This window comes from Rheinheimera baltica DSM 14885 (genome assembly GCF_000425345.1).
Lineage (GTDB): Bacteria > Pseudomonadota > Gammaproteobacteria > Enterobacterales > Alteromonadaceae > Alishewanella > Alishewanella baltica.
The window spans coordinates 1-15,566 of the sequence record NZ_AUDG01000076.1; the positions used below are offsets into that span (position 1 = coordinate 1).

Annotated in this window: 11 protein-coding genes and 1 tRNA gene; all 12 read left to right on the plus strand. The window is 46.0% G+C overall.

Going from position 1 to position 15,566, the window contains the following annotated elements:
• Positions 1-235: 235 nt before the first annotated feature.
• Positions 236-312 (plus strand) — tRNA-Trp (locus tag H595_RS0117910).
• Between the two features lie 74 nt (positions 313-386).
• Positions 387-761: a preprotein translocase subunit SecE gene (gene secE, locus H595_RS0117915; RefSeq protein WP_027672425.1), complete on the plus strand. Its 375-nt coding sequence runs from the start codon at positions 387-389 to the stop codon at positions 759-761.
• Between the two features lie 14 nt (positions 762-775).
• Positions 776-1,303, plus strand: a complete 528-nt coding sequence (gene nusG, locus H595_RS0117920; protein ID WP_370298130.1) for a transcription termination/antitermination protein NusG — start codon at positions 776-778, stop codon at positions 1,301-1,303.
• A 120-nt stretch (positions 1,304-1,423) separates the two neighbouring features.
• On the plus strand, positions 1,424-1,852 hold the full coding sequence (gene rplK, locus H595_RS0117925; RefSeq protein WP_027672427.1) for a 50S ribosomal protein L11: 429 nt from the start codon (positions 1,424-1,426) through the stop codon (positions 1,850-1,852).
• A 3-nt stretch (positions 1,853-1,855) separates the two neighbouring features.
• Positions 1,856-2,557, plus strand: coding sequence for a 50S ribosomal protein L1 (gene rplA / locus H595_RS0117930; protein ID WP_027672428.1), 702 nt, complete (start codon positions 1,856-1,858; stop codon positions 2,555-2,557).
• Positions 2,558-2,844: 287 nt separating this feature from the next.
• The gene (gene rplJ / locus H595_RS0117935; protein ID WP_027672429.1) at positions 2,845-3,339 is read left to right on the plus strand and encodes a 50S ribosomal protein L10; all 495 of its coding nucleotides are present in this window, start codon (positions 2,845-2,847) and stop codon (positions 3,337-3,339) included.
• A 63-nt stretch (positions 3,340-3,402) separates the two neighbouring features.
• The gene (rplL, locus tag H595_RS0117940) at positions 3,403-3,768 is read left to right on the plus strand and encodes a 50S ribosomal protein L7/L12 (protein ID WP_027672430.1); all 366 of its coding nucleotides are present in this window, start codon (positions 3,403-3,405) and stop codon (positions 3,766-3,768) included.
• A gap of 175 nt (positions 3,769-3,943) precedes the next feature.
• A complete protein-coding gene (gene rpoB, locus H595_RS0117945) occupies positions 3,944-7,969 on the plus strand; it encodes a DNA-directed RNA polymerase subunit beta (protein ID WP_027672431.1) in 4,026 nt (1,341 codons plus the stop codon).
• A gap of 65 nt (positions 7,970-8,034) precedes the next feature.
• On the plus strand, positions 8,035-12,216 hold the full coding sequence (gene rpoC / locus H595_RS0117950) for a DNA-directed RNA polymerase subunit beta' (protein ID WP_027672432.1): 4,182 nt from the start codon (positions 8,035-8,037) through the stop codon (positions 12,214-12,216).
• Positions 12,217-12,366: 150 nt separating this feature from the next.
• Positions 12,367-12,741: a 30S ribosomal protein S12 gene (gene rpsL, locus H595_RS0117955; RefSeq protein WP_019677787.1), complete on the plus strand. Its 375-nt coding sequence runs from the start codon at positions 12,367-12,369 to the stop codon at positions 12,739-12,741.
• A 90-nt stretch (positions 12,742-12,831) separates the two neighbouring features.
• Entirely contained in the window at positions 12,832-13,302 is a 471-nt protein-coding gene (gene rpsG / locus H595_RS0117960) for a 30S ribosomal protein S7 (protein ID WP_027672433.1), read from the plus strand.
• A gap of 23 nt (positions 13,303-13,325) precedes the next feature.
• Positions 13,326-15,428 (plus strand): elongation factor G, encoded by a 2,103-nt coding sequence (gene fusA, locus H595_RS0117965; protein WP_027672434.1) that lies wholly within the window; start codon positions 13,326-13,328, stop codon positions 15,426-15,428.
• Positions 15,429-15,566: the final 138 nt, after the last annotated feature.

The window sequence follows — 15,566 nt, forward strand, 5'->3', positions numbered from 1 at the left end:
CGTGAAGGCGGCCGTACAGTTGGTGCTGGTGTAGTATCAAAAATCATCGCTTAATTAAGTGATTGATGAAAAAAGGCTCCGTTGGGGCCTTTTTTGTTTCCAATGCAAAACGCTCAAAACAAAAAGCACGTTAAAAATGCCGCAATACTCTACGGTATGCTTGTGTTAGTAACTTAAGACAGTATAATGAGCGGCTATTTGAAAACCCGACTAAATGTTAGGTTTACAACCTTGTAGGGGCATAGTTCCAATTGGTAGAACAGCGGTCTCCAAAACCGATGGTTGGGGGTTCGAATCCCTCTGCCCCTGCCAATATTTTTCGGCACAGCGTAAGCTCTGCCGGTAGTGTGTTGCTATAAGCAAGTCTAGGTGAAGTGAGTCAAAGCATGAACGCAGCAAGTGAAACCCCAAAAAGCGGATTTGATGTAATCAAGTGGTTGCTGGTCTTTGTTATTTTGTCACTGGCAGTGGTAGGTAACTATGTCTATGAATTATCAGCGCTTGAGCGTGCAATTGCCATTGTGGTGCTGGTAATTATCGCCGGTGTGGTGGCAGGACAAACCCAAAAAGGCAAAACCTTTATTAACTTTGCTAAAGAGTCTCGTACAGAGGTGCGTAAAGTTGTTTGGCCAACCCGGCAGGAAACTTTGCAAACTACTATCGTCGTCTTGGTAGCAACGTTGATCATGGGCTTATTGCTGTGGGGGCTGGACGCTATATTATTGCGTGTCGTGTCATTTTTAACAGGATTAGGGATATAACCATGGCAGAAAAAATGCGTTGGTATGTGGTGCAAGCTTTCTCTGGCTTCGAGCAACGAGTTGCAACCTCTCTGCGTGAACATATCAGAATTCATCAAATGGAAGAAAAATTTGGTGAAGTATTGGTGCCGACCGAAGAAGTGATCGAAATGCGCGCAGGTCAAAAGCGTAAATCTGAGCGCAAATTTTTTCCGGGTTATGTTCTGGTTCAGATGGAAATGTGTGAAGAAGCATGGCACTTAGTTAAAAGTGTACCTCGCGTGCTTGGTTTTATCGGTGGCACGTCAGATCGTCCAGCACCGATTTCTGAAAAAGAAGCAATGACTATTCTGAATCGCTTACAGGATAACGTTGATAAGCCGAAGCCGAAGACATTGTTTGAAGCCGGTGAAGTGGTTCGTGTTACTGAAGGCCCGTTCGCTGACTTTAATGGCGTTGTTGAAGAAGTTGACTACGAAAAAAGCCGCGTGAAAGTGTCGGTTCTTATTTTCGGTCGTTCTACTCCGGTAGACCTGGAATTTGCTCAGGTCGAGAAAGCCTAATATATAGATTGTAACCGGGCGCTGATTAAAATATAATCTGCGCCCTTTTTAACGTTGGGAAGCCGTTTGAGTAATTGTCCTCGCACTTACGAGGCTACGACCCAGAAACAGAGGTGAAACATGGCAAAGAAAGTCACTGCACTTATTAAACTGCAGGTTAAAGCCGGTATGGCTAACCCGTCGCCACCAGTAGGTCCGGCGCTGGGTCAACACGGTGTGAATATCATGGAATTCTGTAAAGGCTTTAACGCCCGTACAGAAAGTCTTGAGAAAGGCATGCCAATCCCAGTAGTAATTACTGTATATAGCGATCGTTCTTTCACGTTCGAAACCCGTACTCCTCCAGCGTCTTTCTTGTTATTGAAAGCTGCCGGTTTAAAAGGTGGTTCAGGTCGTCCTAACACCCAAAAAGTGGGTAAAATCACTGCAGCTCAGGTTGATGAGATCGTTAAGATCAAGCAGCCAGACTTAACTGCAGCTGATCATGCTGCTGCGGTCCGTACCATCGAAGGTACTGCCCGTTCAATGGGTTTAGTGGTGGAGGGCTAACAGATGGCTAAATTAACAAAACGCGCTAAGTTAATCCGTTCTAAAGTGGATTCTACTCGCGAATACGACATCAACGAAGCAGTTGCACTGTTAAAAGAATTAACAGCTGGCAAATTCGTAGAAAGCGTTGATGTTGCTGTAAATCTGGGTATTGATGCCCGTAAATCTGACCAAAACGTTCGTGGCGCAACTGTATTGCCTCACGGTACTGGTCGTACTGTTCGCGTTGCTGTGTTCACTCAGGGTGCAAACGCTGAAGCTGCTAAAGCTGCTGGTGCTGACATTGTTGGTATGGAAGAGTTAGCTGAACAAGTTAAAAAAGGCGTAATGGATTTCGACGTTGTTATTGCTTCACCAGACGCTATGCGTGTGGTAGGGATGTTAGGTCAAATTTTAGGCCCGCGTGGTTTAATGCCTAACCCTAAAACTGGTACTGTTACACCTAACGTAGCAGAAGCGGTTAAGAATGCAAAAGCGGGTCAGGTACGTTACCGCAACGATAAGAACGGTATTATCCATTCTACTATCGGTAAAATCGATTTTGATGCTGACAAGTTGAAAGAAAACTTAGAAGCATTACTGGTAGCATTAAAGCGTGCTAAGCCATCAGTTGCAAAAGGTGTGTTCATTCAGAAAGTGACCATTTCTTCTACTCATGGTGCAGGTTTAGCATTAAGCCAGGCGTCATTGAACGCTGCAGTTTAAGCTATAACGCTTTACAGGGCGCGTTGATTATTTTATAATCTCGCGCTCAAAAATTAGGGTAGAAGCTGTGTTTTTTCGGAAATAACAGCTTCCGTCCAAGACCGTAGGTGTTGCAATTTTCTATTGAAATGCGCAACTTAAAACAACAAACCTACGCAGACGGTGTAGGCCCCAGAATGAATTAGATTCCTTCTGGTCTCACCGTAAATCGCGCGCTTTATGGCAACATAGAGCGATGTGTAGGCAAACGGGCAATTATGCCCGGATGAACCAGGAGTTAAGAGCCCATGGCTATTAAGCTTGAAGACAAAAAAGCACTTGTTGCTGAAGTCCAGGAAGCTGCCAAAGGTGCTTTATCTGCGGTTGTCGCAGACGCTCGCGGTGTCACTGTAGGCAATATCACTGCGCTGCGTAAGCAAGCGCGTGAAGCTGGCGTATGGATGAAAGTTGTCCGTAATACGCTAGTTCGCCGTGCAGTAGAAGGCACTGAGTTTGAGTGTCTGAAAGACGCATTCGTAGGCCCGACGTTAATTGCATTCTCTAAAGAGCACCCAGGTGCTGCAGCGCGTATCTTTAAAGATTTCGCCAAAGAGAACAAAAACTTCGAGCTGAAAGGTGCAGCTTTTAATGGCGCCACAGTAAACATTGAAGTGTTAGCATCGTTACCAACTTATGACGAAGCTATTGCACGTTTAATGAGCACTATGAAAGAGGCAGCAGCCGGCAAACTTGTACGTACAATTGCCGCGGTTCGCGACCAAAAACAAGAGCAAGCCGCGTAATTTTACGTTTGGTTTGAAGACGAGTTTAATCGGGATACGTCCCCTAATTTAGGAATCTGAGCAATGTCAGTGACTAAAGATCAAATCTTAGATGCTATCGCTGCAATGTCTGTAATGGACGTAGTAGAGTTAGTAACTGCAATGGAAGAAAAGTTCGGTGTGTCTGCAGCTGCTGCTGTAGCTGTTGCTGCAGGTCCTGCTGCTGCTGCTGAAGAGCAAACTGAATTTAACGTAGTATTGGCTGGTATTGGTGCAAACAAAGTTGCTGTTATCAAAGCAGTACGTGGCGCTACCGGTTTAGGCCTGAAAGAAGCGAAAGATTTGGTTGAATCAGCTCCTGCTGCAATCAAAGAAGGCGTTTCAAAAGCAGAAGCAGAAGCTCTTAAGAAAGATCTTGAAGAAGCTGGTGCATCTGTTGAAGTTAAATAATCCGGCTTATACCGGATTATTCGCCTGAGTTTCAGGCTGGGCTGGTGATGAATTAATCACCGGCCTTTTTGCGCTGTGGGACAATGATTTCCCCACCCCTGTTGATACTATGGCTGGTATCAAAAGCGACCTGTAATGGGTTGTTGGGAAAAAAATCAGCAAGCTGAGGAACCCCATGACTTACTCTTATTCTGAGAAGAAACGTATCCGTAAGGACTTCGGCAAACGTCCAGAAGTATTGGATGTGCCATACCTGCTGTCGATCCAGATTGAATCATTCAGCAAATTTATCGAGCCTGATCCGGAAGGAGGTTACGGTTTAGAAGCCGCATTCCGCTCTGTATTCCCTATTAAAAGCTATTCAGGCAGTGCGGAATTGCAGTACGTCAGCTACCGCATCGGGGAACCCGTGTTTGACGTTAAAGAATGTCAGATCCGCGGCGTTACATACTCAGCACCATTACGTGTAAAATTACGCATGGTGTTATTCGACAAAGAAGCACCAGGCACGATCAAAGATATCCGTGAGCAGGAAGTTTATATGGGTGAAATCCCATTGATGACTGAAAACGGTACTTTTGTGATTAACGGTACTGAGCGCGTTATCGTATCTCAGTTACACCGTAGCCCAGGTGTGTTCTTCGATCACGACCGTGGTAAGACCCACTCATCAGGCAAGGTATTGTATAACGCGCGCGTTATTCCTTACCGTGGTTCTTGGTTAGATTTTGAATTCGATGCCAAAGACAACCTGTTTGTACGTATTGACCGTCGTCGCAAACTGCCGGCTACAATACTGTTGCGTGCACTGGAATTAAGCACTGAAGAAATTTTGAGTACTTTCTTTGAAAGCACTCAGTTTGAAATTAAAGATGGCAAACTGCTAATGGCAGTAGTTGCCAATCGTCTGCGTGGTGAAACTGCTGCATTCGATATTAAAGACAACGATGGCGAAGTCATAGTAGAACAAGGCCGTCGTATTACTGCACGCCACGTACGTCAGCTGGAAAAAACCGGCATGACTATGATGGAAGTACCACACGAATACGTGGTAGGCCGTGTGCTGGCAAAAAATTATGCTGACCGTTCAACCGGAGAGATTATTGCCGAGGCGAACGCAGAGCTCACATTGGAGCTGTTAGCAAAACTGGCTAAAGCCGGTTACGAGAGTTTTCAAACTCTGTATATCAACGATTTGGATCAAGGCTCTTATGTCTCTGAAACCATTCGTATCGACCCAAGCAGCAACCGTATGGAAGCGCTGGTAGAAATTTATCGCATGATGCGCCCTGGTGAACCACCAACGCGTGATGCTGCTGAAACCTTATTTGAAAACCTGTTCTTCTCTGAAGACCGTTATGATTTATCAACGGTTGGCCGGATGAAGTTCAACCGTCGGGTTAACTTTGACGAAGGCACCGGTGTCGGTGTACTAAGCAAAGAAGATATTCTTGCGGTTATGAAGGTATTAATTGACATTCGTAACGGTAAAGGTGAAGTGGACGATATCGACCACTTAGGTAACCGCCGTATTCGTAGTGTTGGTGAAATGGCTGAAAACCAATTCCGTGTAGGCTTAGTACGTGTTGAACGTGCAGTGAAAGAGCGTTTGTCGCTAGGCGATTTAGACGCTGTTATGCCTCAGGACTTGATTAATGCTAAACCAATCTCTGCTGCCGTTAAAGAGTTCTTTGGCTCAAGCCAGCTGTCACAGTTTATGGATCAGAACAACCCGCTATCAGAAGTGACGCACAAGCGTCGTATTTCTGCACTAGGCCCGGGTGGTTTGACACGTGAGCGTGCAGGTTTCGAAGTTCGTGACGTACACCCGACGCACTATGGTCGCGTTTGTCCAATCGAAACGCCTGAAGGTCCGAATATCGGTCTGATCAACTCATTGTCTATGTTTGCCCAAACTAACGAGTATGGTTTCCTTGAAACCCCATATCGTCGTTTGGAAGATGGCGTAGTAACTGATGAAGTCGATTTCCTGTCAGCAATTGAGGAAGGTAATTTCGTTATCGCTCAGGCCAACGCTGAACTGAATGCAGAAAACCGTCTATCTGAAGAATTAGTTCCTTGTCGTTACAAGAACGAATTCACTTTGATGCCGGCTGATCAAGTTCAGTACATGGACGTTGCTCCACAGCAAATCGTTTCTGTTGCTGCTGCACTGATCCCGTTCCTTGAACACGATGATGCTAACCGCGCCTTGATGGGCTCGAACATGCAACGTCAAGCTGTTCCTACATTACGTGCTGATAAGCCGTTAGTAGGTACTGGTATTGAACGTGTTGTGGCAAAAGACTCCGGCGTTACTGTTGTTGCTAAGCGTGGCGGTGTTATTGATTACGTTGATGCTAGTCGTATCGTTATCAAGGTAAATGAAGAAGAGATGGTCGCTGGTGAAGCGGGCATTGATATTTACAACCTGACTAAATACACCCGTTCTAACCAGAACACCTGTATTAACCAGCGTCCTTGCGTTAACCATGGTGAACCGATTGAACGTGGTGATGTACTGGCTGATGGCCCGTCTACCGATTTAGGTGAACTGGCTCTTGGTCAGAACTTACGGGTGGCATTTATGCCATGGAATGGTTACAACTTCGAAGATTCGATTTTGTTATCAGAGCGTCTGGTACAAGAAGATCGATTAACCACGATTCACATTCAGGAATTAAGCTGTATCGCTCGTGATACTAAGCTTGGACCTGAAGAAATCACTGGTGATATTCCAAACGTGGGCGAGTCTGCGCTGAGCAAGCTGGACGAAGCTGGTATCGTTTATATCGGTGCTGAAGTGAAAGGCGGTGACATTCTGGTTGGTAAAGTAACCCCTAAAGGTGAAAGCCAATTAACACCAGAAGAAAAATTGTTACGCGCAATCTTCGGTGAAAAAGCGTCTGATGTTAAAGATTCCTCATTACGTGTACCAAACTCAGTAACCGGTACGGTTATTGATGTTCAAGTATTTACCCGTGATGGTGTAGAGAAAGATAAACGTGCCCGTGAAATCGAGGAAATGGAAGTCAAACAGGCTAAGAAAGACCTGAATGAAGAATTCCGTATTCTTGAAGCCGGTATTTTTGACCGTGCCCGTAACCTGCTGGAGCAAAGCGGTGTTGACCGTGCCAAGCTGGATACCATGAAAGGCGACGCGCTGTTTAATCAAAGCTTAAGCGATGAAGATAAGCAGAACGATCTGGAACAATTGGCGACACAGTACGAAGAAATTCGTATCGAATACGACAAGAAGTTCGAAGCCAAGCGTCGTAAGATTGTGCAAGGTGATGATTTAGCACCTGGTGTACTTAAGATCGTTAAAGTATATCTGGCCGTTAAACGCCGTATACAGCCTGGTGACAAGATGGCGGGTCGTCATGGTAACAAAGGTGTTATCTCAACTATCGTTCCGGTAGAAGATATGCCATATGACGAACACGGCAAGCCAGTTGATATCGTACTGAACCCATTGGGCGTTCCGTCACGTATGAACATCGGTCAGATCCTTGAAACACACTTAGGCTTAGCGGCTCGTGGTATCGGTGATAAAATTGACGCCATGATCAAAGAGCACAAAGAAACAGCGGAAATCCGTAGCTTCTTAAATAAAGTGTATTCACTGGGTGAATCGCGTCAGAACGTTGATATCGAAAGCTTCACTGACGACGAAATTCGTCGTTTAGCCGAGAACCTTCGTAAAGGTTTACCGGTAGCGACTCCAGTGTTCGATGGCGCTAAAGAAAGCGAAATTAAGCAATTGCTTGAGCTAGGTGACTTACCGTCAAGCGGTCAGATAACCTTGTATGATGGCCGTACCGGTAATACCTTCGAACGTAAGGTTACTGTAGGTTACATGTACATGCTGAAACTGAACCACTTAGTAGACGATAAGATGCACGCGCGTTCTACCGGTTCTTACAGCTTAGTAACGCAACAACCGCTGGGTGGTAAAGCACAGTTCGGTGGTCAGCGTTTCGGTGAGATGGAAGTGTGGGCACTTGAAGCATACGGTGCAGCATATACGCTGCAGGAAATGTTGACCGTTAAGTCTGATGACGTTAACGGCCGTACTAAGATGTATAAGAACATCGTAGACGGTGACCACAGAATGGAACCTGGCATGCCAGAATCTTTCAACGTATTAATGAAAGAAATCCGTTCGCTCGGTATTAACATCGAATTGGAAGAGGAATAAACCGACGTTAAGTTGGGGGGCAGCTTGCTGCCCCATTCCGGTTTACCTCTTACAGGAGAGCTAAGGTGAAAGACTTATTAAAGTTTCTGAAACAACAAACTAAAACCGAAGAGTTTGATGTTATCCGTATCGGTTTATCTTCGCCAGACATGATCCGTTCATGGTCATTTGGTGAAGTGAAAAAACCAGAAACGATCAACTATCGTACCTTTAAGCCAGAGCGCGACGGTTTATTCTGCGCCCGTATTTTTGGCCCGGTTAAAGATTACGAATGTTTGTGCGGAAAGTACAAACGCTTAAAGCACCGCGGTGTGATCTGTGAAAAATGTGGCGTTGAAGTGACATTGACCAAAGTACGCCGCGAGCGTATGGGTCACATTGAACTTGCTAGCCCAACAGCACACATCTGGTTCTTGAAGTCACTGCCAAGCCGTATTGGTTTGTTGCTGGACATGACATTACGTGACATCGAGCGCGTATTGTATTTCGAAAGCTATGTTGTGACAGAGCCAGGTATGACGTCTTTAGAACGTCGTCAGATGCTGACTGAAGAAGAATACCTAGACGTGCTGGAAGAGCATGGTGATGAGTTTGAAGCCAAAATGGGTGCAGAAGCAATTCTGGACATATTAAAAGGCATTGAACTGGCGACTGAAATCAAGCAAATGCGTGAAGAGCTGCCAACAATCAACTCTGAAACCAAGCGTAAGAAAATCAGCAAGCGTCTTAAACTGATGGAAGCGTTCCACACTTCTGGCAATAAGCCTGAGTGGATGATTATGACAGTGCTGCCAGTATTGCCACCGGACTTACGTCCATTGGTACCATTGGACGGCGGTCGTTTTGCGACTTCAGATTTAAACGATTTATACCGTCGCGTTATTAACCGTAACAACCGTCTGAAGCGTCTTTTGGACCTGTCAGCGCCGGATATTATCGTACGTAACGAAAAGCGTATGTTACAAGAAGCCGTAGATGCGTTACTTGACAACGGTCGTCGCGGTCGTGCCATTACAGGCTCGAACAAGCGCCCTCTGAAATCACTTGCTGACATGATTAAAGGTAAGCAAGGTCGTTTCCGTCAGAACTTACTTGGTAAGCGTGTTGACTACTCCGGTCGTTCTGTAATTACCGTAGGTCCTACACTGCGCTTACACCAGTGTGGTTTGCCGAAGAAAATGGCACTTGAACTGTTTAAACCATTTATTTATGGCAAGCTTGAAGCTCGTGGTCTAGCGACGACGATCAAAGCTGCGAAGAAAATGGTTGAACGAGAAGAAGGCGCAGTATGGGACGTTTTGGATGAAGTTATCCGCGAACACCCGGTACTGTTAAACCGCGCACCAACACTACACCGTTTGGGTATTCAAGCGTTTGAACCTGTGTTAATTGAAGGTAAAGCTATTCAATTACACCCACTGGTGTGTGCGGCTTATAACGCCGACTTCGACGGTGACCAAATGGCGGTACACGTACCGTTAACCATTGAAGCACAGTTAGAAGCTCGTGCATTGATGATGTCGACGAACAACGTCCTGTCACCAGCAAACGGCGAGCCTATTATCGTTCCTTCTCAGGACGTTGTATTAGGTTTGTACTACATGACGCGTGAAGCAATTAATGCTAAAGGCGAAGGCATGATGTTTAAGAGTGCTAAGGAAGCTGAAAAAGCTTTCCGCGCCGATTGTGCCAGCCTGCATGCGAAAGTGAAAGTACGTATTACTGAAGTTGAAATCACGGAAGACGGTACTCGTACTGAAACCACAGCGGTGCGCGACACTACTGTTGGCCGTGCAATTTTGTACTCTATTCTGCCAGAAGGTTTAGCCTTTGATTCAATTAACCTGGCAATGGGTAAAAAGCAAATTTCTAAGCTGTTAAATGGTGCATACCGTCGTATCGGCCTTAAGAAGACTGTTATCCTGGCTGACCAAATCATGTATACCGGTTTCCATTACGCTATGTTATCAGGCGTATCGGTAGGTATTAACGATATGGTTATTCCAGCAGCGAAAACTGACATTATTAATGCGGCAGAAGCTGAAGTCGCCGAAATTCAGGACCAGTTCCAACAGGGTCTTGTTACCGCCGGTGAAAAGTACAACAAAGTTATCGATATCTGGTCAACTGCCAACGAATCACTGTCAAAAGCGATGATGGACAACTTGTCTAAAGAAGACGTAGTTGATCGCGATGGCAATACGGTACAACAGCAGTCATTTAACTCTGTTTACATGATGGCCGACTCTGGCGCACGGGGTTCACCGGCGCAGATCCGTCAGTTAGCCGCTATGCGTGGTCTGATGGCGAAACCAGATGGTTCAATCATCGAAACGCCAATTACGGCGAACTTCCGTGAAGGCTTAAGCGTATTACAATACTTCATCTCAACGCACGGTGCGCGTAAAGGTCTTGCCGATACTGCACTGAAAACCGCTAACTCTGGTTATCTGACACGCCGTTTAGTTGACGTAGCACAAGATTTGGTTGTTACTGAAAGCGACTGTGGTTCAGAGCAAGGCATCGTCATGAAACCACTGATTGAAGGTGGCGACGTGGTAGAAGGTCTGCGTGAGCGCGTACTAGGCCGTGTTGTTATTGGCGATGTAGTATCACCAACAAACGGCGATGTGCTGGTAGCTGATGGCACCATGCTTGATGAGCAACTGTGTGACGCGTTAGAGCAGAACTCTATTGACGAAGTCCACGTGCGTTCAGTAATTACCTGTCAGACCGACTTTGGCGTTTGTGCCAAATGTTACGGCCGTGATTTAGCGCGTGGCCACTTGATCAACGCTGGTGAGGCAGTGGGTGTTATTGCTGCTCAATCAATCGGTGAACCAGGTACTCAGTTAACGATGCGTACTTTCCACATCGGTGGTGCGGCATCACGGGCTTCTGCAGAGAACAGCGTTCAGGTTAAAACTGCTGGTACGTTAAAACTGCAAAATGCGAAGTTCGTACGCAATGCAGATAACAAAATTGTTATCACCTCTCGTTCTGCTGAAGTAACAGTATTTGACGAGCTGGGACGTGAGAAAGAGCGTTATAAACTGCCATACGGTTCAATCCTTACGACAGATGACAACGCGAAGATCGCAGCTGGCCAAATCGTGGCCAACTGGGATCCGCATTCACACCCAATTATCGTTGAACGTGGTGCTAAGGTTAATCATAGCGATATCGATGATACCAACACCGAAGTACAGCAAGACGAACTGACGGGCTTAACCCGTACCGTAGTTAAAGATTTGGCCAAAGCAAACGCTAAAGAGCCAAAACTTATTCTAACTATGGATGACGGTGCGTTGCAGGAAATACGTCTACCAAGCTTTACCACCATTGAAGTTACTGATGGTGCTACCGTTAATTCGGGTGAAGTTCTGGCACGTATTCCGCAGGAAAGCTCGAAAACACGGGATATCACCGGTGGTCTGCCACGGGTTGCTGACTTATTCGAAGCGCGTAAACCAAAAGATCCAGCTATTTTGGCGGAAATTTCAGGTGTTATCAGCTTTGGTAAAGAAACAAAAGGCAAGCGTCGTCTGTTAATCACGCCAGATCAGGGTGATGTACATGAAGAGATGATCCAGAAATGGCGTCAGGTCAATGTGTTCGAAGGTGAGCGCATTGAAAAAGGCGAAGTTATTTCGGAAGGCCCAGAGTCAGCACACGATATTCTGCGTTTACGTGGTATCCACCATGTAGCCAGCTATATCACCAACGAAGTACAGGACGTTTACCGTTTACAGGGCGTTAAGATTAACGATAAGCACATTGAAACGATCATTCGTCAGATGCTGCGTAAGTGTTTGATTACTAGCCCTGGTGATAGTGAATTCCTTGAAGGTGAACAGGCTGAAGTAGCACGCGTTAATATCGCCAACCGTGAGCTTGAAGCTGCTGGCAAGATGCCTGCGCAGTATGAGCGCTCATTACTGGGTATTACTAAAGCGTCACTGTCGACTGACTCGTTCATCTCGGCTGCATCGTTCCAAGAGACCACTCGCGTTCTAACTGAAGCTGCCGTAGGCGGTAAGATTGATGAACTGCGCGGTCTGAAAGAAAACGTTATTGTTGGCCGTTTGATTCCGGCTGGTACTGGTTTTGCGTATCACCAAAACCGTATCCGTCAGCGTCAACGTGGTGGCAATGCGGAAGTTGTTGAACCGGCAATGAGTTCAGAGATGGCAGAGCAGGCATTGTCTGACGCACTGAACATGGATTTATCGGGCAACGACGAGTAAAGCAAGAAACACGGCCGATTGTTGCTTAAATTAGCAGCAATTGGCTTTGTAACTTGACAGGTCAAAGCTTGACCATTAGAATTCCGCGACCCCAAATATGGGGTGCGGAATTTTCACGTTTATTGGGTATATATTAACCAGGAGTATTTAATGGCAACAATCAACCAGCTAGTGCGTAAGCCGCGCAGCCAGAAGGTAGCCAAGAGCACCGTTCCGGCGCTTGAAGCTTGCCCGCAGAAGCGTGGTGTTTGTACCCGTGTATACACCACTACACCTAAGAAGCCAAACTCAGCATTACGTAAAGTATGCCGTGTTCGTTTAACTAACGGATTCGAAGTTTCTTCTTACATTGGTGGTGAAGGCCATAACCTGCAAGAGCACAGTGTTGTGCTTATTCGCGGTGGCCGGGTAAAAGACCTGCCAGGTGTGCGTTACCACACCGTACGCGGCACATTAGATTGTGCTGGCGTTAAAGATCGTAAACAAGCCCGTTCTAAGTACGGCGCAAAACGGCCTAAGAAATAACGGTACTCCGTTAGTAAGGCCAAACTAAACAACTTTTTTTCTTTAATGTATTAAAAGTTTTGGAATCACCTGAAGCAATCGGAGTTACGAATGCCAAGAAGACGCGTCATAGGTCAACGTAAAATTCTTCCAGATCCTAAGTTCGGAAGTGAGTTACTTGCCAAGTTTGTAAACGTCGTTATGGTCGACGGTAAAAAATCTACTGCCGAATCAATTGTATACGGCGCATTAGAATTAGCAGCTACCAAGTCTAAGAAAGAACATTTAGACATTTTTGAAGTAGCATTGGACAACATTCGTCCTACAGTTGAAGTTAAGTCACGTCGTGTTGGTGGTTCTACCTACCAGGTACCATGTGAAGTACGTCCTGTACGTCGTAATGCCCTTGCTATGCGTTGGTTGGTTGAAGCTGCCCGTAAACGTGGTGAAAAATCAATGGCTCAGCGTTTAGCTGGTGAAATGCTTGATGCTGTTGATAACAAAGGTTCTGCGGTTAAGAAACGTGAAGACGTTCACCGTATGGCTGAAGCGAACAAAGCGTTCGCGCATTTCCGCTGGTAAGCTTTGCTTAAAGAGGATTAATTGTGGCACGTACAACCCCAATAGAACGCTACCGTAACATTGGTATTTGTGCGCACGTAGATGCGGGTAAAACCACTACGTCCGAGCGCGTATTGTTTTACACGGGCCGCTCTCACAAGATTGGTGAGGTTCATGACGGTGCTGCAACAATGGATTGGATGGAGCAGGAGCAGGAGCGTGGTATTACTATCACGTCTGCTGCAACTACTACATTCTGGTCTGGGATGCAGCAGCAATTTGAACAGCATCGTATCAACTTGATTGATACCCCAGGTCACGTTGACTTCACCATCGAAGTAGAGCGCTCGTTGCGCGTACTTGATGGTGCAGTTGTCGTTCTGTGTGGATCATCGGGTGTGCAACCGCAAACTGAGACGGTTTGGCGTCAAGCCAATAAGTATGAAGTGCCGCGGATGATCTTCGTAAATAAGATGGATCGTACTGGTGCAAATTTCTTGCGCGTGGTTAAACAGGCGCAAACCAGATTAAACAGCACCATAGTTCCAATTCAGTTACCTATTGGTGCTGAAGATGATTTCAGAGGCGTTATCGACCTCGTTAAAATGAAAGCCATCAACTGGAACATGGAAGATCAGGGTATGACGTTTACCTACGAAGACATTCCAGCTGATATGGCTGAAGAGAGTCATTTGTGGCGTCAGAACATGATCGAAGCTGCTGCGGAAGCCAGCGAAGAGTTAATGGAGCGCTATTTAGAAGGCGAGGAATTTTCTGAAGATGAAATTCGCCAAGCGCTACGTGATTTAACACTACGTAATGAAGTGGTATTGGTAATGTGCGGCTCTGCCTTTAAAAATAAAGGCGTCCAGGCAATGTTGGACAATGTAATTTATTACTTGCCATCACCGACGGAAGTAAAAGCCATTACGGGTATTAACGAAGACGAGTCGGAAGGGGAGCGTCATTCAGATGACGAAGAACCGTTTTCCGCTCTGGCTTTCAAAATCGCAACTGATCCATTCGTGGGTACGCTTACATTCTTCCGCGTTTATTCCGGCGTTATCAAGTCAGGTGACACGGTATATAACCCGATTAAAATGAAGAAAGAGCGCATTGGACGTATCGTACAGATGCATGCTAATGCCCGTGAAGAAATCAAAGAAGTTTGTGCTGGTGATATCGCTGCCGGTATAGGTTTTAAAGACGTAACCACAGGTGATACTCTATGCTCACCTGAGCACATTATCACGCTAGAGCGCATGGAGTTTCCAGAACCGGTTATCTCTGTGGCGGTTGAGCCAAAAACTGTAGCTGATCAGGAAAAAATGGGTATCGCGCTAGGTAAACTGGCTGCTGAAGATCCTTCTTTCCGTGTACATACTGATGAAGAGTCCGGCCAGACTATAATTTCTGGCATGGGTGAACTTCACCTGGATATTATCGTTGACCGTATGCGTCGTGAGTTCAAAGTAGAAGCAAACGTGGGTAAACCACAGGTTTCTTACCGCGAAACACTGCGAGCGGTAACAGAAGTTGAAGGTAAGTTTGTACGTCAGTCTGGTGGTCGTGGTCAGTTTGGTCACTGCTGGCTTAAGATTGAGCCGCAGGAAGAAGGCGCTGGTTACGAGTTCGTGAATGCTGTGATTGGTGGTGTTATTCCAAAAGAATACATCCCGGCAATCGATAAAGGCATACAAGAACAAATGAAAAACGGTGTTCTTGCTGGCTACCCGGTAATTGACGTTAAAGTTACGGTGTTTGACGGTTCGTACCACGATGTTGACTCAAACGAAATGGCATTTAAAATTGCTGCGTCGATGGGCTTCAAAAAAGGTGCACTGCAAGCCAAGCCAGTTATTCTTGAACCTATCATGAAAGTTGAGGTGGTGACACCAGACGACTTCATGGGTGATATTGTTGGTGACTTGAACCGTCGTCGCGGTATTATCAACGGTATGGAAGATGCACCTGGTGGTATCAAAATCGTTGATGCGCACGTTCCGCTATCTGAAATGTTTGGTTATGCAACCAACATGCGTTCGTTAAGTCAGGGTCGCGCTTCATATTCAATGGAACCATTGAATTATTCTGAGGCCCCTAACAACGTTACAGAAGCTATCATCGCTGCGCGTAAAGCATATTAATAACTTAGTATGGCCTGCTTAGGCAGGCCGCAATTAAATAAAGAAGGGTCTATTCATGGCTAAGGCTAAATTTGAACGAGTAAAACCGCACGTAAACGTAGGCACCATTGGTCACGTTGACCACGGTAAAACTACCTT